Source organism: Streptomyces sp. a15 (assembly GCF_059026085.1).
The window spans coordinates 294,437-312,402 of record NZ_JBWLKM010000001.1 but is presented as its reverse complement, the minus strand read 5'-3'; the positions used below and the strand labels follow the sequence as shown (position 1 = coordinate 312,402).

Below are 17,966 nucleotides of genomic sequence, written 5' to 3'. Positions count from 1 at the left end.
GTTGCTGACGTCTGTAGTTATCGCTGCCGTTTCGCTTGCCTTGTTCTGGATGGCGGCCTTCACCTTGTGGTGGCAGATGCACGCGTGGCGTACGCCCGAGGTGCTCGCCTCCACCCGATTCCACCGACCGGACGGCGGGGAGAGTCTGTCCTTCTCGCTGCTGCTTCCGGCGCGCCACGAGCAGGCGGTGCTCGACCACACCATCCAGCGGTTGCTGGAGTCGAGCCACACCGACTTCGAGATCATCGTGATCGTCGGGCACGACGACCCGGAGACCACGGCGGTCGCCTGCGACGCCGCGGAGCGCGACCCGCGCGTGCGGGTCGTCGTCGACACCCACGAGAAGAAGAACAAGCCGAAGGCCATGAACACGGCGCTGCCGCACTGCCGCGGCGACGTGGTCGGGGTCTTCGACGCCGAGGACCAGGTCCACCCGGAGCTGCTCGCCCACGTCGACCACGCGTTCCGGACGACCAAGGCGGATGTCGTGCAGGGCGGCGTCCAGCTGATCAACTTCCACTCCAGCTGGTACAGCCTGCGCAACTGCCTGGAGTACTTCTTCTGGTTCCGCTCCCGGCTGCACCTGCACGCGCAGAAAGGATTCATCCCGCTCGGCGGCAACACCGTCTTCGTACGGACCGACGTCCTGCGGGAAGCCGACGGCTGGGACCCCGACTGCCTCGCCGAGGACTGCGACCTGGGCGTGCGGCTCTCCAGCATCGGCAAGAAGGTCGTCGTCGCCTACGACTCCGACATGGTGACCAAGGAGGAGACCCCCGGTTCGCTGATGTCGCTGCTGAAGCAGCGCACCCGCTGGAACCAGGGCTTCCTCCAGGTTTACCGCAAGAAGGACTGGAAGCAACTGCCCGGCTTCGGGCAGCGGTTGCTCGCCCGCTACACCCTCATGACGCCGTTCATGCAGGCCTTCACCGGCGTCATCATCCCGCTCAACGTGGCGATCGCACTCTTCCTCGACGTGCCTGTTGGCATCGCCTTCATCACCTTCCTGCCGCTCGTCACCGCCATGGTGACCTTCGTCTTCGAGCTCGTCGGACTGCACGACTTCGGCAAGCAGTACGGGCTCCGCGTCCGCTTCGTCCACTACGTCAAGCTCGTCGTGGGCGGCCCCTTCTACCAGGTCCTCCTCGCCGGGGCCGCGATCCGCGCCGTCTGGCGCGAGCAGCGCGGCCGCAACGACTGGGAGCTGACCACTCATGTCGGCGCGCATCTCACACCGTCCGAAGTGACCCGAGAGGACGTCCCTGCGTGACCTCCACCCTTCCCGCGGTGACCACTCCCCAGGTCCCCGCGCAGCGGCAGCCTGCGCCTGATACCGGTTCGGCCGGTCGAACGGCCCCGCCGAGCCGGCTGCGTTCCTCCCGCACCGACCTCCTGCTGTGCGGCGCGCTCCTCGTCGCCATCCTGGTCGTGCAGGGCTGGAACATCGCCGACTACCCGACGCTCAGTGACGACGAGGGCACCTACCTCGCCCAGGCCTGGGCGGTCCAGGAGGGCAGGGGCCTGGCCCACTACACCTACTGGTACGACCACCCGCCCCTCGGCTGGATCCAGATAGCCCTGCTGACCTGGATACCCTCGATGATCAGCCCCGAGTCGATGACCGTCGGCTCGATGCGCGCGACGATGCTGGTGATCAGCGGCATCAGCGCGGTGCTGGTCTACGTCCTCGGCCGGCGCCTCTCCCTGCCCCGCTGGGCCGCCGGGCTCGGCATGGTCCTCTTCGGACTCTCGCCGCTCTCCGTCGTCCTCCAGCGGGAGATCTTCCTCGACAACCTCGCGGTGATGTGGACGCTGGTCGCGTTCACCCTCGCCGCCTCCCCGAGCCGCCACCTGTGGCACCACTTCGGAGCGGGCATCGCGGCCGCCACGGCCGTGCTCACCAAGGAGACGATGCTCGTCATCCTGCCCGCGCTGCTGGTCACCATGTGGCGGCACAGCCACAAGGACACCCGGAAGTTCGCGGTCACCGGCGCCATCACCGCCTGCGTGCTGATCGGCTTCTCGTACCCCCTCTTCGCCCTCCTCAAGGGCGAGCTGCTGCCCGGCGGCGGCCACGTCTCCCTCTGGGACGGCGTCAAGTACCAGATGACCAGGCCGGGTTCGGGCTTCATCCTCGACCAGGGCTCCGGCTCCTGGGGCGTCTTCCAGTCCTGGCTCTACTACGACCGGGTCCTGCCCCTCGGCGGCCTGGCCGGCGCGCTTCTGCTCCAGGCCACCTGGCGCTGGTCGGTCACCGCCCGGGCGCTGGCCGGTCCGGCCCTGACCGTGGCGATCCTCGCCGCGCTGGCCCTGCGCCCCAACGGCTACCTGCCCGCCATGTACGTCATCCAGGCGCTGCCCTTCCTCGCCCTGGTCCTCGCCGGAGGCACCGCGTCCGTCGCCCACGCCGTGCTGCGCAGATGGCGTGACCCCGACGAGCGGCGGTGGCAGACCGGCGGCCGGTACACCCTCGCCGTGGTCCTCGCCATCTCCGCCGGCGCCTATGTCGTACCGCGCTGGTACGACGGTGCCCGCACCGCCGTCACCGTCGACGCCAACGCGCCCTACGAGGCCGCCTCGAAGTGGCTGAGCACCGAGGTGGCAGACCCCGAGGACACCCGGGTACTCGTCGACGACGCGATGTGGCTGGACCTGGTGCACGCCGGGTACCGGCCCGGACTCGGCGTCATCTGGTTCTACAAGGCCGACCTCGACCCGGCGGTGACCAAGACGATGCCGGGCGGCTGGCGGGACATCGACTACGTCGTCGCCTCCCCGACGGTGCGGCGCGACGCGGTCGACCTGCCCAACGTCAAGGCGGCCATCCAGCACTCGAAACCGGTGGCCGTCTTCGGCACCGGTGAGGACCGGATCGAGATCCGGCAGATCCAGACCACCGGCACCGCCGCGGGAGGCGCCCGATGAGCCAGGAATCCACCGTCCCCGGAGAGCTCGACGATCCGGCCGTACGCGCGGCGGAGGTCCCGGAACCGGGCGCCGTCACCATCGTCGTACCGACGTTCAACGAGTCCGCCAACATCCGCGAACTCCTGCACCAGATCACCGAGTCGGTGCCGTCCCGGCTGCCCTGCGAGGTCGTCTTCGTGGACGACTCGACCGACGACACCCCCGAGGTCATCCGCGAGGCCGCGAAGGACTGCCCCTTCCCGGTGACCGTCCTGCACCGGGACGAGCCGGTCGGCGGGCTCGGCGGCGCGGTCGTCGAGGGCATCAAGGCGGCCGGGTCGGACTGGATCGTCGTCATGGACGGCGACTGCCAGCATCCGCCCTCGCTGGTACCGGAGCTGGTGGCCACCGGCGAGCGGGCGGGCGCCGGCCTGGTCGTCGCCTCCCGCTACATCAAGGGCGGCAGCCGCGCCGGACTCGCGGGCAACTACCGGGTCGCCGTCTCACGCGGCGCGACCTGGCTGACCAAGTCGCTCTTCCCGCGCAAACTGCACGGCATCAGCGACCCGATGAGCGGCTTCTTCGCCATCCGGCGCAGCGCGGTCACCGCCGACGCGCTCCAGCCCTTCGGCTACAAGATCCTGCTCGAACTGGCGGTGCGCAACCGCCCGCGCCAGGTCACCGAGGTCCCGTTCGTCTTCCAGGAACGGTTCGCGGGCGAGTCCAAGTCCAGCGCCCAGGAGGGCTTCCGCTTCCTGCGCCACCTGAGCGGACTGCGCACCGCGTCCCCGGTCGCCCGCATGGTCGGCTTCGGGCTGATCGGCGCGACCGGGTTCGTGCCGAACCTGCTCGGCCTGTGGGCGCTGACCGCGGCCGGCATGCACTACCTGCCGGCGGAGGTCCTCGCCAACCAGCTCGGCGTCGCCTGGAACTTCGTGCTCATCGAGCACCTGCTGTTCCGCGACCGCCGCCGGCACCGGCAGTGGTGGGACCGCGTAGGCAGGTTCGCGCTGCTCGCCAACGCCGACCTGGTGCTGCGGATCCCCTTGATCGCGTTGTTCGTCCACCGGTTCGGCATGGGCGCGCTGTCCGCGACCGCGCTCGCACTGGTGACGACCTTCGTCGTGCGCTTCGCGGGGACCGAAGCGCTGGTCTATCTCCCGCGCAGGGGGCTGCGCGGGAGCTCTACAGCAGGGAGAGCCGCGTGAACAGACACCGCAGGAGATCCGCCCTCCTGGCCGTGACAGGCCTGACAGCAGGCCTGCTCCTCACCGCACCACAGCCCGCGTCCGCCGCCAACCTCATCAAGAACCCCGGCTTCGAGACCGCCGGCACCGACGGCATGCCGTACTGCTGGGAGAAGTCCGGCTGGGGCGACAACGACTTCACCTTCACCACGACCGCCGACGCCCACTCCGGCACCAAGGCCATGAAGGTCGAGCTGACCCGCCGGGCCTCCGGCGACCGCAAGGCGCTGATCACCGAGTCGACGGCGTGCGCGCCGGTCGTGACGGCGGGCAAGCAGTACGACCTGGGGCTCTGGTACAAGACCACCACCCCGGACGCGTCCCTCACCCTCTTCCGGCACGACACCACGGCGGGCTGGCAGTACTGGACCGACCTCAAGACGCTGGAGCTGGCGGGCGCCTGGACCCAGGCGTCGGTCCGCACCCCCGAGGTCCCGGCCGGCACCGACCGCATCTCGTGGGGCGTCTCGGTCTACGGCACCGGCTCGGCCACCACCGACGACTACACGATGGACCAGGTCGCCGACCCGGTACCCCAGCCCGTGTGCACGGGCACGGCAGCGGAGTGCGCCAACGGCAGGTGGGACGTACTGCCCACCAAGAACCCGGTGCGCTCCATGCACTCCGTCGTCCTCAACAACGGCAAGGTGCTGCTGATCGCGGGCTCCGGAAACAGCGAGGAGCAGTTCAAGGCGGGCACGTTCACCTCGGCGGTGTACAACCCGGCCACCGGCACCTACAAGGTCATCCCCACGCCGAAGGACATGTTCTGCGCCGGGCACGTCCAGCTCCAGGACGGGCGCGTGCTGGTGATGAGCGGCAACAAGGGCTATCCGTCCGCGGACGGCACGATCGGCTACCAGGGCTACAAGGACTCGTACATCTTCGACCCGGTCACCGAGACGTACATCAAGACCAACAACATGAACGACGGCCACTGGTACCCGTCGGCGACCGCCCTCGGCAACGGTGACGTCATCTCCTTCGGCGGGCTGAAAGAGGACTCGACCGGCTCGGTGACCGCCGAGCTGTGGTCGGACGCCGAACAGCAGTGGCTGCCGACGTGGAAGGTCAACCAGACCTGGTCGTACTGGGGTCTGTACCCGTCGATGATCCTGATGCAGGACGGCCGCCTCTTCTACTCGGGCAGCCACACCTTCGGCAACAACATCCCGGGCACCGGATCGGCGATCTACGACTACGACGCCAACACGATCACGCAGACGCCGGGCCTGCAGAGCAAGGACGAGCGCGACCAGTCGGCGAGCGTGCTGCTGCCCCCGGCGCAGGACCAGAAGGTCCTCACCCTCGGCGGCGGCAACATCGACTCCAACCCGGACGCCAACCGGCTGACCGACGTCATCGACCTCAAGTCCGCCAACCCGGCCTACGTGGCAGGTCCGCCGATCCCGCAGGGCACGGTCGACCTCGGCAACGGCAAGGTGGCGCAGACCGGCAACCAGGGCAAGATGTACGTCTCCGCCGTACTCCTGCCCGACGGCAAGGTGCTGGAGACCGGCGGCGCGCTGCACAACCGGGCCGACCCGGTCTTCGAGTCGTCGATCTACGACCCGGCGTCGAACACCTTCGACCCGGTGGCCGCCGACCCGCAGGCGCGCGGCTACCACTCGTCCTCGTTCCTGCTGCCCGACGGCCGGGTGATGTCGACCGGCGACAACCCGGGCAACGGCACCTGGAACCACAACGTGTCGATCTACACCCCGCCCTATCTGCTCAAGGGCACGCGTCCGTCGATCACGTCGGTGATCGACACCGAGTGGAACTACGGCGACACCCAGCGGATCACCGTCGACCGCCCCATCGCCAAGGCCGAACTGATCCGCCCGGCCGCGGTGACCCACTCCTCCGACCCGAACCAGCGGTTCGTGGACCTGCCGCTGTCGGTGGACGGCAACAACATCGACCTGAACGTGACGAGCAACCCCAACATCGCCCCGCCCGGCTGGTACATGCTCTTCGCGGTCGATGCCAACGGCGTGCCGTCGGTGGCCAAGTGGGTGCACCTCCAGGGCCCGCAGGCCCTGAGCGCCACCGACGCCTCGGCCCACGTCCACTCCTTCGCCGACTCCCTGGAGGGCACGGTCCAGGAGCCCGGCAAGAAGAAGACCTCGCAGAAGGTCAGCCCCACCGTCTCCGGCTGCGACCCGCACTACGGCTCGATCAACGTCTGCGTGCCGACCGCCTTCCCGGACGAGGTCAAGAAGACCACGGCCGCCCGCTGTGCCTGGCTGAAGAAGAACGACTACGGCCGCCTCAAGATCAACGGAAAGGACGACCCGCTGAAGCTCGACCGCAACAAGGACGGCATCGCCTGCGGAAAGGCTGATGTGAAGAAGCGTTAGCCCCGGTCAGTTCCGGTCGGCGAACTCTTCGAGGGCGCGCTCCACGATGGCTTCCAGCTGCTCGTGGTGCGCGCCCTTCCAGTACGCCCGGCCGCACTCCCGGCACTGCGCGAAGACGTCGTACGACCGCTGCGTCCCGCCCTGCAGCTGGTCGGCCACCTCTTCCTTCGTGGCCTCCCGCAGCAGGCCGTTGCAGGCGATGCACCGGGTCCACGGGTGCAGCTCGGGGCGGAACCGGTCCAGGACGTCCCGGAGCTGGGCCTCGGGGCGGGTGCTGTAGATGAACGCGCCCGCCCACAGTTCCCGGCGGCGCAGGAGGCCGCGGTCGCGGCTGAGCATGACGCGCCGCTCGGCGGCCGAGCGGGTGGCGAGGGCCGGGTCGCCGATGTCGGTCGACTCGTACGCCGTGTCCACGCCGAGCAGGCGCAGCCGGCGGGCCAGGGTGCCGAGGTGGACGTCGAGGAGGAAGCGCAGGGGAGCGCCGGGGACCCGCTGGGGGCGCTCGACCGGGCGTACCCGCACCGACTCGCCCGCCGCCGGGAGGTGCGACACGGTGACCTCGCGGCCGTCCACGACCAGGGCGCCGACCTCGGTGAGCGGGACGCCGAGGGACTCCACGACATGGCCGAGGGTGGAGACACCGTCGGTGGCGACCGGGGTGGTGCCGGACCGTCGTCCGTGGGGGACGAACAGGGCGAGTTCGGGGGCGAATTCGACGTGGATCTCCGGTGCTGCGGTCACCGGGTCAGGATGTCACGGCCGCGGGCACCGGCCTCAGGAGATTTCCGGGGAGAGGCCGTGTTCGATGACGTCCAGGGCCCGGTCGAGCAGCTCGGTCAGGTCGTCCCGGAAGTCGTTCTCGGCCCAGTACAGGGAGATCTCCGCCAGTCCGCCGATCAGGGACATCGCGTAGACCCGCACCTCCAGGCTGTCCTGAGGGCGGCCGGTGCGGGCCGCGACGGCCGAGGCGAGCAGCCTGCCGGTGACCGACATGCTCTCCATCATCCGGGAGCGCACCGCGGGCACCTGGACCATCAGGTGTGCGCGCAGCCGGGTGACCTCGGGCTCCTCCGCCCTTGCGAGACCGATGGCCCGGCGCATGACGTACCGCAGGGAGTCCGCCCACGGCTCGTCCGCCGGCCGGGACCGCAGCTCGTCCAGGAGCATCGCGTCGTACTCGTCCGTGAGGACGATGTCCTCCTTGGTCGGGAAGTACCGGAAGACCGTGGACGGCGACACCTCGGCGCGCTCGGCGATCTGCTCGATCGTCGTGGCGTCGTACCCCTGCTCCTCGATCAGCGCGTACGTCGCGTCGCGGATCGCCGTCCGGGTCTTGATCTTCTTCCGCTCACGAAGTCCCAGCTGGGGGAGGTCGGTGGGGGGAGAGGTTCGTGCGGGCGTCATGAGGTCATTGTCGGGCATCGACCTGCGCGGGAGCCATGTCCGGGGTCTCGGAGCTCGTGGTCACGGGGGTGTTCGGCAGGAACGCCGCCGCCAGCAGTGCGGAGACGAGGGCCGCGACCCCGCACACCAGGAGCACGACGCCCATGCCGTGGACGTACGCGCTGTTCGCGGAGGCCGCCAGATCGGCCGCGCCGCTCTGCCGGGCGACCAGGTGCGCGGCGACCACGGAGTCCCCGGCGGTGTCGGCGGCCCGCGCGGACAGCCCCGTGACGTCGAGCCGGTCGCGATAGGTCTCGGCGAGCAGGCTGCCGAGCAGGGCGATGCCGATCGCGGCACCGACCTGGCGGAGCGTCATGATCAGCCCGGAGCCGCTGCCGGCCCGGTCGCGGGGCAGCGCGCCCAGGGCGCCGTTCATCGCCGGGACGACCGAGAAACCGAAGCCGACGCCGGCGATCGAGAGCCACAGCGCGGTGAAGCCGTAGCCGGAGTCGACGGTCGTACGGCTGCCGAGCAGCGCGGCGAAGGCCAGCACCACCAGGCCCGCGCTGACGGCGGCCCGCGCGCCGAACCGCTCGACCACCGGCTGTGCGGTCCTCGCGGCGACCATCAGTCCGCCCATCATCGGCAGCAGACGCAGACCGGTGCCGAAGGCGTCATGCCCGAGCACGGCCTGGAGGTAGGGCGGCAGGACGAACAGCAGGCCCGACAGGACGAACATCACCAGGGTCGCGGCGAGCGTGTTGAACAGGAAGCCGCGCTGGGCGAGCAGCGTCATGTCCAGCATGGGCCGCACCATCCGCCGCTCGCGCAGCACCAGCCCGGCGAGCAGGGCCACGGCCGCACCGAACATCCCCAGCACCAGCGGGTCGCCCCAGCCGCGGGTGGGCGCCTCGATGATCGCGTAGATGAGCGCGCCCAGCCCGCTCGCGGTGAGCGCGGTGGAGACGGTGTCGACCTTGGGGGAGGACGGGTCACGGGTCTCGGGCAGTAGGAAGACGCAGGCGGCGATGCCGATCGCGGCCATCGGGACGTTGACCAGGAAGACCGAGCCCCACCAGAAGTGGTCGAGCAGCCAGCCGCCGATGATCGGGCCGAGCGGCAGGCCGAGCGCGGAGGCGGCGGAGATGATGCCGACGGCCTTGGTGCGCTCCTCGGGCCCGAACAGCGAGGGCAGGACGGAGAGCGCGAGCGGGGTGACCAGCGCGCCGCCGACGCCCATCACGGCGCGGGCGACGATCACCGCGTTCACGTCCCCGGCGAGGGCTCCGACCACGGAACCGGCCAGGAAGACGCCCAGCCCGGCGATCAGCATCAGCCGCCGCCCGAACCGGTCGCCCAGCAGGCCCGCCGGGAGCATCAGCGCCGCGAAGACGACGACGTACGCGTCCGCCATCCACTGCTGTTCGCCGGTGGTGGCGCCGAGGTCGCCGGCCATCGTCGGCAGCGCCACGTTGAGGATCGTCATGTCGAAGCCGAGGGTCAGCATGCTGGCGACGAGGGCGGCGAGCGCCCACCAGCGGCGGGGATCGGGCTGCGCCTCGGAGGAGGGAGTGACAGTAGCCATGAAATGAGAGTAGCTCTCAATATCTAGTGACTGTCAATCTCTGGAGCGGCCGGAGGCTCTCGGGCACGCAAAGAGGGCCACGGCTCGAAAGCCGTGGCCCTGAGGCGAGAGGGTGCCTAGGCGTGCTGGTACGCCACCAGCGAGATCCCGACGTAGTGCGCGATGAACGCCGCCAGCGTGAGGGAGTGGAACACCTCGTGGAAGCCGAACCAGCGCGGTGACGGGTTCGGGCGCTTGATGCCGTAGATCACTCCGCCCGCGCTGTAGAGCAGGCCGCCCACGATGACCAGCACGAGGACGGTGATGCCGCCCGAGCGCATGAAGTCGGGCAGGAAGAAGACGGCCGCCCAGCCCATCGCGATGTAGCAGGGCGTGTACAGCCAGCGCGGGGCGCCGACCCAGAAGACGCGGAAGATGATGCCCGCGGCGGCCGCCGCCCAGATGCCCCACAGCAGCCACTGACCCTTGGCGCCCGGCAGGAGCAGCATCGTCAGCGGGGTGTAGGTGCCGGCGATGATCAGGAAGATGTTGGCGTGATCCAGCCGTCGCAGGATCCCGTCCATGCGAGGGCTCCAGTTGCCCCGGTGGTAGAGCGCGCTGACGCCGAAGAGCAGGCAGGCCGTCAGGGCGAAGATCCCGCAGGCGAGGCGGCCTCTGGGGGAGTCCGCGAGGGCCGTGAGTACCAGGCCCGCGATGAGTACGGCCGGAAACATGCCCAGGTGCAGCCAACCGCGGAGCATGGGTTTGACCGGATGCGGCAGGGAGGTCGCGACCGGACCGCGGCCTGCGGCCGAGGTGTCCGTGGTCGCGTCGGGGACGGACGCATTCATGCGGGGCATCGTACCTACGGAACCGTAAGTTGCGGGTCGGTGCGACCCGTTGACCGATGAAGAGTGGCCATCATCTCACGGGGGTTTGACGGGAGTCTCGTCGATGTCGATTCAAAGATGCTTCAGCTGAATCCCAAGTAGACGCAAAGTGGCGATTTTACACGTGGTGATCCTCACTCCGCTCATCTGTACGTCCCTCTGGACAGATGGGCGTACTCGTCGGATGATCAAATGAGTGCGGTCGACACCGGATGAGCGCCAGAGGGAATCGACGCGAAGCATCCGGGTCGCGGCCCCCACGGGGCAACAAAGGACAAAATCCCTCACTTAGGAGCAATCGTGGCGCGCGACATCGCGGCTCCCCCCGTCATCCCCACCACCCACAAGGAACTGGTCTCGTGGGTGAACGAGATCGCAGAACTGACGCAGCCGGACAGCGTGGTCTGGTGTGACGGATCCGAGGCCGAGTACGAGCGCCTGTGCGAGGAGCTCGTGGCGAAGGGCACCTTCAAGAAACTCGACCCGATCAAGCGGCCCAACTCGTACTACGCCGCCTCCGACCCGACCGACGTCGCCCGCGTCGAGGACCGGACCTTCATCTGTTCCGAGAAGGAAGAGGACGCGGGCCCGACCAACCACTGGAAGGCCCCCGCGGAGATGCGGGAGATATTCCAGGGCGAGAAGGGCGTCTTCCGCGGCTCGATGCGCGGCCGGACGATGTACGTCGTCCCGTTCTGCATGGGCCCGCTCGGCTCGGACCTCTCCGCGATCGGCGTCGAGATCACCGACTCCGCCTATGTCGCGGTGTCCATGCGCACCATGACCCGCATGGGTCAGCCGGTCCTCGACGAGCTCGGCTCCGACGGCTTCTTCGTGCGTGCTGTGCACACGCTCGGGGCGCCGCTGGAGGAGGGCCAGGAGGACGTCCCGTGGCCGTGCAACAGCACCAAGTACATCTCGCACTTCCCGGAAACCCGCGAGATCTGGTCCTACGGCTCCGGCTACGGCGGCAACGCCCTGCTCGGGAAGAAGTGCTACGCCCTGCGCATCGCCTCCGTCATGGCCCGCGACGAGGGCTGGCTCGCCGAGCACATGCTGATCCTCAAGCTGACCCCGCCCCCCTCTGCTTCCAGCCAGGTTGAGTCCAAGTACGTCGCCGCCGCTTTCCCGAGCGCCTGCGGCAAGACCAACCTCGCCATGCTGGAGCCGACCACCCGAGGCTGGACGGTCGAGACCATCGGTGACGACATCGCGTGGATGCGGTTCGGCGAGGACGGCCGCCTGTACGCGATCAACCCCGAGGCCGGCTTCTTCGGCGTCGCGCCCGGCACCGGCGAGCACACCAACGCCAACGCGATGAAGACGCTGTGGGGCAACTCCGTCTTCACCAACGTGGCATTGACCGACGACAACGACATCTGGTGGGAGGGCATGACGGAGGAGACTCCGGCCCACCTCACCGACTGGAAGGGCAACGACTGGACGCCCCAGTCCGAGACCCCGGCCGCCCACCCGAACGCCCGCTTCACCGTGCCCGCCTCGCAGTGCCCGATCATCGCGCCCGAGTGGGAGGACCCCAAGGGCGTGCCGATCTCGGCGATCCTCTTCGGCGGGCGCCGCGCCACCGCCGTACCGCTGGTGACGGAGTCCTTCGACTGGAACCACGGCGTCTTCCTCGGTGCCAACGTGGCCTCCGAGAAGACCGCCGCCGCCGAGGGCAAGGTCGGCGAGCTGCGCCGCGACCCGTTCGCCATGCTGCCGTTCTGCGGCTACAACATGGGCGACTACATGGGCCACTGGGTCGACGTCGCCAAGGGCAAGGACCCGGCGAAGCTCCCGAAGATCTACTACGTCAACTGGTTCCGCAAGAACGACGAGGGCAAGTTCGTCTGGCCCGGCTTCGGCGAGAACTCCCGCGTCCTGAAGTGGATCGTGGAGCGCCTGGAGGGCAAGGGCGAGGGCATCGAGACCCCGATCGGCATCCTGCCGGCCAAGGGCGCCCTCGACACCGACGGCCTCGACCTCTCCGAGTCCGACCTGGACTTCCTGCTCACGGTCGACAAGGAGGTCTGGCGCGAGGAGGCCGCCCTGGTCCCCGAGCACCTCAACACCTTCGGTGAGCACACGCCCAAGGAGCTGTGGGACGAGTACCGCGCCCTGGTGCAGCGCCTGGGCTGAACCGGCCCTCACAAGACGCCGCGGCCGGCTCCGATCGTGCCCTGACCAGCAACATCGTCACGGGCCGGCCGCGGTGGCGGCACCCCGGACCGGCGAGACTTCGTACAACGGCGTGCGGGGTCCTGGGCCTGTTGTCGCGCGGTCCCGTCTGCCCCGACGGGCGGAGCGCGACGACAGGCCTTCGCCTGTGCTCACTCTGTGCTCACTTGGAGCGGTCCTCCAGGTACCGCGTGTGCGACTCCTGCCGCCGGGCCTCCGTCTCCCGCAGGCCCGTGGCCAGCCGCTCGGCCTCCTCGTGCAGCAGTGTCAGCTGCCGCTCCAGGTGCCGTTCCGGCGACTCCTGACCCGGCGCGAGCCGCGTCCACCACCGGGTCCGTACGAACGTGTCGACGGCCTCGGGCACGTCCTGCCGTACGGCCCGCGACAGCGTGTGCACGCCCTCCGGGTCCTGGACTAGCACCTCGGTGACCCAGCCGGGATCCAGCAACGCGGCCAGCAGCTCGGTCAGTTCGGTGAGCCGGCCCGCGGCGGCGGGCGGCAGCTCGACGTCCGCGAGATAGTCCTTGAGCCGGTCGAAGTCGTTCCGGATCTCGTCGAGCTGGGCGGACGGGTCCGGGAAGTCGGGCAGCGCCGGCCGTTCCGGCGGGGCGATCAGGGCCCCCGCCCCGTACAGACCGCCCACGACCACGGGCCAGTACGGGCCCTCGACCCCCACGAAGGTCAGCGCCAGGCCGGCCAGCCCGCCCGCGCTCCCGGCGATGTTCTTGCGGGACTCGAGATAGCCGAGCAGCTTATTGGTAGCCACGGATCTCCTCGAAGGCGCCGTCCAGCGAGCCCTGCTGGGCGTCGAAGAGGCGGCCGCCGGTCAGTTCGGCGATGTGCTCCAGTTCGGAGCGGTCGGAGTCGCCGAAGAGGATGGGGAAGACGGGCGTCTCCCGCTGCGCGGCGCCGAGCCCCGCGTAGAAGTCGTCGAACTCCTCCGCCTTCGCGCCCGCGGTGTTCTCGCCGTCCGTCATCAGCACGATGGACGTGAAGGTGTCCCGGCCGGCGTCGAGATGCTCGTACGCCTTCTCCAGCGAGGTGTAGATCGCGGTGTCGCCCTCGGCGGTGAGCGCCTCGGTGTCCTCGCGGATGGCGTCGAGGCCGGCCTGCGGATCCGCCGGGTCCACCACATGCGTGCGTACGCTCTTCACGCCCGACCCGAACGGCATCAGCGTGACCTCCTCGCGCTCCCGGAAGTCCCCGGTGAGGTCGGCGAGCGCGTCCTTGAGCCCTGCCAGCCGGTCGCCCTCCATCGAGCCCGAGGTGTCGAGGACGTAGACCGTCCTGGACGGGCGGCGCAGCTCGTTCTGGTACGAGTCGAGGAGGCCGTCGGCGACGGAACGACTGCCGGGGAAGGGCAGTTCGCGTCGGCGGGTCGTGTCGAGGCCGGACGCGGGCCGCACGGAGGCGACGACCGGGCGGCTATCTTCAGGGTGCCGCGGTTCTTGTCGAGGACGGCGAGCCCGTTGGCGGCCAACACCTCGGCGGCGCCGCGGTGGGCCACGACGACGAGCGGCGAGCACAAGGGCACCGGCAGTGGCTGCCTGGCCCTGTACTTCGCGGCGAGCTCGTCGGCCGTCGCCTGACTGGACGGGAAGGCGAGGTCGTACCGTTCCTAAAGACTGAGCGGGAGTGAGTCCTGTTGCCAGGATTCATGCTCAGCCGAACGTCCCGAACGGTGTTGGGCGTTCTGGTTGCCCGCATTCGCTCCGCAGTCCGGCGGCACGCATCTGGTGCGTGGTCCGGGAACGGGAGGGCGGGGTCCCTCACGCCCAAGAACACACCGGTCGGCCTGGACGGTCCGATGCCCCACACGATCGCTCCGGTCGCGTGGGGGCGGTGTCGTCCGTCGCCGGATCGGGTGTCCTTGGGCGCGCCGTCCGATCGCCACGGCGGCAACGTCGTGGCGAGTCGTCTTACGGGTCTTGCTGGTGAGGGGCTTCTGCCAGTGCTGGGCGCCCCACTTGGAGGTGTAGGCCGGATCGACCGCGATGATCGCGATACCGGTCTGGTCGGCCATCGAGGTCAGGCGGGCGCGGAGCCTGCCGGTGGGCATGCCGGAGATCAGCTGCCGGAACCGCTTCTTGCGGCCGTGTTTCTCGCGGGTCTTCTCCGCGGTGAAGTCGAGGTCTTCGACAGCGATCGCCTTGACGCCGCCACCTTTCGCCCAGTGCAGCAGCCGGGTGAGGGCGTGGCGAACCTGGGCATCGCGGTGGTCGGCGGGTCCGGACAGGTCGAAGGCGAAGCGGCGCGGGTTTCCGATGGGGTTGCCGTGGGCGTCGAGGCGCCAGGCGGCGAGGTGGTCGGCGTTCATGTCGACGCCGATCACGCCATCGGCCAGGGCCGCGACCATCGGGATGATCCGGGATGCCGGGATCTGCCAGGAAGCCGTCAAGTACCAGCGCCCGCGGCCCGTGTCCAGGTGGATGCTGTAGGCCACCGCCCGGTTCGCCTCGACCCGGTCCGCCCACTCCTGCCCCCGGTGCGGGAAGCCGACCCGGCAAGCCAGGACGTACCGGCCGTGCGGGGCGTTGGCCAGGTCGGCGAGCGGGGCCGGGAGCTTGATGCTGACCTTGCCGTCCGGGCTGACGCGGAGGGTCTCGTTGCCGTACCTCTTGCCGGATTCGCCGTCGGCCTGCAGGAACCAGCGCCCGGCTTCCCACTGCTGGCGCCACTGGGCTTCGGTGAGCTGCGCGGCATGCAGATGGTGGCGGGTGCGGGCCAGCCGTTTCCCGCCCCGCACCACGTGCACGGTTCCGGCGTCGCGGTCGGCGCGCTCGCGCTCCAGCCGGTCCTCCAGGACGTGCAGGCGGCGGGACTTGGCGTGCCACTCCTGCCTGCTGCGGTAGCCGCCGGGCGCCTTCTTCGAGCCCTTCGCGCCGACCGGCAGCGACAGCCGGTGCGCGAGGGTGCGGATCCCCGCCTCAAGGGACTGGATGTGGGCGAGCTGGCAGCGGCGGGCGAGCGCCCACTGATCGTGCGTGGCCTTGGTGATCGACCCGGCCCAGCGGGACGACGACACAGCCGTCAGAGCCCGCTTACGGGTCGCCCAGGTGTCCGCGGAGTGCTCCAGACCATCCGCGCACCGCGCCTTCAAGTCCCGGGAGGCGAGCGCGCCGAGGTGCGCGCCCACCAGGGCGAGGACCTTCTCATCGGCGGGCGTGAGCTGCTTCAACCGGGTACGGACCGCCACCCCCGCAGGACCGGGCACGACAAACGACGCCGCAAGCTCCCGCAACCCGCCCACCCCCACACCCCCCAAACGGCCCGTCGAAAAGCCGGTCATCACACCCAACGAGCACCACCCGGAAAGGTCACACATTCGACGGACGAACTCTGATTCCCATCCGGGAAGAGCAGCGCCCAGCCGACGACCGAGAGCGTCAGTGTTCACTCACACGCCTCAGAACGCACTCGTACTCAGTCAAACCCCAGCCGTTCCCAACCCCTGCGGCGACGCACCGCATCCGACCGGCACTTCACAACCGGCGAGAACAACAACCGCCGCTCAAGTCAACGCAGTGCATGGCACCCGGTCCGCGCCTCGCTAAGGGTGCACGCGGACCGGGGCCGTCATGGGGAGCCCGACGAGGGCTCAGCGCTCGGCGACGGCTCAGCGCGCCGCGAGTTTCCGCGGCTCCAGCGCCGCCGCATGCGCGTCCATCCGCTCGGCGGACAGGATCGCCGCCGCGGTGTCGGCACGGGACGCGGCCACCACCAGCGCCCGGCCCGCGAGCGTGTGCGCCCGCCGGTGCAAGGGCGCGAGGTCGGTCCGGCCGGCCGCCGTGAGCGGCGCTCGGGCCGGCGCACGGCCTCCCCGCAGCCGGGTCACCTGCTCGGCGAGCCGGTCGGCCGCGGTGTCCAGGTCGGCGGACGGTGCCAGCGCGCGCAGCTCGTCCGTGACGGTGAGCAGCGCGGCGAGATGGCCCGCGAGCTGGATGTCCAGCTCTTCCTCACGGGAACGGTGCGGGAAGTCCGAGGTGGTGCCGGCCATCGTGCTGTGGACCGACTTGGTGCGGATCGGCTCGTACATGGATGGCCTCCTGTGCTGTCAGGAAACCATCCTAGCTTAGATCTCGTCTAAAGTTGAGCGTCGCACAAAAAACTCGGTCAGGGCTGGCTGTAACCGTCCAGGAAGTTCCCGATCCGGGTGATCGCCGATCGCAGATCGCCCGCCGTCGGCAGGGTCACCACCCGGAAGTGGTCCGGCTCGGGCCAGTTGAAGCCGGTGCCCTGGACGACCATGATCTTCTCCTGCCGGAGCAGGTCCAGGACCATCCGCCGGTCGTCCTTGATCTTGAAGACCTTGGGGTCGAGGCGCGGGAAGAGATACAGCGCCCCCTTCGGCTTCACGCAGCTCACCCCCGGGATCTGGGTCAGCAGCTCGTACGCCACGTCCCGCTGCTCCCGCAGCCGCCCGCCCGGCAGCACCAGGTCGTTGATGGTCTGCCGGCCGCTGAGCGCGGCCACGACCCCGTGCTGGCCCGGCATGTTCGCGCACAGCCGCATGTTCGCCAGGATCGTCAGGCCCTCGATGTAGGAGTCGGCGTGCGCGCGCGGCCCGGAGATCGCCATCCAGCCGACCCGGTAACCGGCGACCCGGTACGCCTTCGACATGCCGTTGAAGGTGAGGGTGAGCAGGTCGGGGGCGACCTTGGCGGTCGGGGTGTGCGTGGCCTCGTCGTACAGGATCTTGTCGTAGATCTCGTCGGAGCAGACCAGCAGGTTGTGCCGGCGGGCGATGTCCGTCAGCCCGCGCAGCATCGCCTCGTCGTACACCGCGCCCGTCGGGTTGTTCGGGTTGATGATGACGATCGCCTTGGTGCGGTCGGTGACCTTCCGCTCCACGTCCGCGAGGTCGGGCATCCAGTCGGCCTGCTCGTCGCACCGGTAGTGCACGGCGGTGCCGCCGGAGAGCGAGACGGCCGCGGTCCACAGCGGATAGTCGGGGGCCGGTACGAGGACCTCGTCCCCGTCGTCCAGCAGCCCCTGCATCGCCATCACGATCAGCTCGGAGACGCCGTTGCCGATGAAGACGTGCTCGACGTCCGTCTCGATGCCGAGGGTCTGGTTGTGCATCACGACGGCCCGGCGTGCGGCCAGCAGGCCCTTCGCGTCGCCGTAGCCGTGCGCCGACGAGACGTTGCGGAGGATGTCCTCCAGGATCTCGGGTGGGCACTCGAAACCGAACGCGGCCGGATTGCCGGTGTTCAGCTTGAGGATGCGGTGACCTGCCGCTTCCAGGCGCATCGCCTCCTCGAGAACCGGGCCCCGGATCTCGTAACAGACGTTGGCGAGCTTGGTCGACTGGATCACCTGCATGTCTGGGAGCTTACGGCCCGGTAACGCTTCGTGGGCCGTGTTTTCCGCCACGTGAGACGCGGTGGTTTGGGTGGATATCGCCGACGGCTGTCCCATGGGCCCCTCCCGT

13 protein-coding genes and 2 pseudogenes are annotated in these 17,966 nt (G+C 69.6%); 5 read left to right on the top strand and 10 right to left on the bottom strand.

Annotation, left to right across the window (positions count from 1 at the left end):
* Nucleotide 1: 1 nt before the first annotated feature.
* Genes AC5P09_RS01480 through AC5P09_RS01465 form a run of 4 tightly spaced genes read left to right on the top strand, consistent with a single transcriptional unit; the run spans nt 2 to nt 6,517 of the window.
* Nucleotides 2-1,270 (top strand): glycosyltransferase, encoded by a 1,269-nt coding sequence (locus tag AC5P09_RS01480; protein ID WP_493872035.1) that lies wholly within the window; start codon nt 2-4, stop codon nt 1,268-1,270.
* Nucleotides 1,267-2,925, top strand: coding sequence for an ArnT family glycosyltransferase (locus tag AC5P09_RS01475; protein WP_493872034.1), 1,659 nt, complete (start codon nt 1,267-1,269; stop codon nt 2,923-2,925). Before AC5P09_RS01480 ends, AC5P09_RS01475 begins: the two co-directional genes overlap by 4 nt.
* On the top strand, nt 2,922-4,115 hold the full coding sequence (locus tag AC5P09_RS01470; RefSeq protein ID WP_493872033.1) for a glycosyltransferase: 1,194 nt from the start codon (nt 2,922-2,924) through the stop codon (nt 4,113-4,115). Before AC5P09_RS01475 ends, AC5P09_RS01470 begins: the two co-directional genes overlap by 4 nt.
* Entirely contained in the window at nt 4,112-6,517 is a 2,406-nt protein-coding gene (locus tag AC5P09_RS01465) for a galactose oxidase family protein (protein ID WP_493872032.1), read from the top strand. Before AC5P09_RS01470 ends, AC5P09_RS01465 begins: the two co-directional genes overlap by 4 nt.
* Before the next feature lie 6 nt (nt 6,518-6,523).
* On the opposite strand, the gene AC5P09_RS01460 is transcribed toward AC5P09_RS01465, so the two are convergent.
* The 4 genes from AC5P09_RS01460 to trhA form a co-directional block, all read right to left on the bottom strand.
* Nucleotides 6,524-7,258 (bottom strand): Mut7-C RNAse domain-containing protein, encoded by a 735-nt coding sequence (locus AC5P09_RS01460; protein ID WP_493872031.1) that lies wholly within the window; start codon nt 7,256-7,258, stop codon nt 6,524-6,526.
* Nucleotides 7,259-7,291: 33 nt separating this feature from the next.
* Nucleotides 7,292-7,921: a TetR/AcrR family transcriptional regulator gene (locus AC5P09_RS01455; protein ID WP_493872030.1), complete on the bottom strand. Its 630-nt coding sequence runs from the start codon at nt 7,919-7,921 to the stop codon at nt 7,292-7,294.
* A 4-nt stretch (nt 7,922-7,925) separates the two neighbouring features.
* Nucleotides 7,926-9,485, bottom strand: a complete 1,560-nt coding sequence (locus AC5P09_RS01450) for a DHA2 family efflux MFS transporter permease subunit (RefSeq protein ID WP_493872029.1) — start codon at nt 9,483-9,485, stop codon at nt 7,926-7,928.
* A gap of 116 nt (nt 9,486-9,601) precedes the next feature.
* Nucleotides 9,602-10,315, bottom strand: a complete 714-nt coding sequence (gene trhA / locus AC5P09_RS01445) for a PAQR family membrane homeostasis protein TrhA (protein ID WP_493872028.1) — start codon at nt 10,313-10,315, stop codon at nt 9,602-9,604.
* Nucleotides 10,316-10,654: 339 nt separating this feature from the next.
* Here trhA and AC5P09_RS01440 point away from each other — a divergent pair, with 339 nt between their 5' ends.
* Nucleotides 10,655-12,493 (top strand): phosphoenolpyruvate carboxykinase (GTP), encoded by a 1,839-nt coding sequence (locus tag AC5P09_RS01440; protein ID WP_493872027.1) that lies wholly within the window; start codon nt 10,655-10,657, stop codon nt 12,491-12,493.
* A 202-nt stretch (nt 12,494-12,695) separates the two neighbouring features.
* Here AC5P09_RS01440 and AC5P09_RS01435 read toward each other — a convergent pair whose 3' ends face one another.
* The 6 genes and pseudogenes from AC5P09_RS01435 to AC5P09_RS01410 all read right to left on the bottom strand — a co-directional run bounded on the left by AC5P09_RS01435 (nt 12,696) and on the right by AC5P09_RS01410 (nt 17,857).
* Nucleotides 12,696-13,298: a hypothetical protein gene (locus AC5P09_RS01435; RefSeq protein ID WP_493872026.1), complete on the bottom strand. Its 603-nt coding sequence runs from the start codon at nt 13,296-13,298 to the stop codon at nt 12,696-12,698.
* Nucleotides 13,285-13,956: pseudogene (locus AC5P09_RS01430) on the bottom strand (vWA domain-containing protein); the annotation flags it as partial. The gene AC5P09_RS01435 and the pseudogene AC5P09_RS01430, both read right to left, overlap by 14 nt.
* Nucleotides 13,953-14,144, bottom strand: a pseudogene (locus AC5P09_RS01425) (hypothetical protein); the annotation flags it as partial. The pseudogenes AC5P09_RS01425 and AC5P09_RS01430, both read right to left, overlap by 4 nt.
* A 6-nt stretch (nt 14,145-14,150) precedes the next feature.
* A complete protein-coding gene (locus AC5P09_RS01420) occupies nt 14,151-15,728 on the bottom strand; it encodes an IS200/IS605 family accessory protein TnpB-related protein (protein WP_493872025.1) in 1,578 nt (525 codons plus the stop codon).
* A gap of 420 nt (nt 15,729-16,148) precedes the next feature.
* Nucleotides 16,149-16,568, bottom strand: coding sequence for an SCO4983 family protein (locus AC5P09_RS01415; RefSeq protein WP_493872024.1), 420 nt, complete (start codon nt 16,566-16,568; stop codon nt 16,149-16,151).
* A gap of 77 nt (nt 16,569-16,645) precedes the next feature.
* Nucleotides 16,646-17,857, bottom strand: a complete 1,212-nt coding sequence (locus tag AC5P09_RS01410) for a pyridoxal phosphate-dependent aminotransferase (protein ID WP_493872023.1) — start codon at nt 17,855-17,857, stop codon at nt 16,646-16,648.
* Nucleotides 17,858-17,966: the final 109 nt, after the last annotated feature.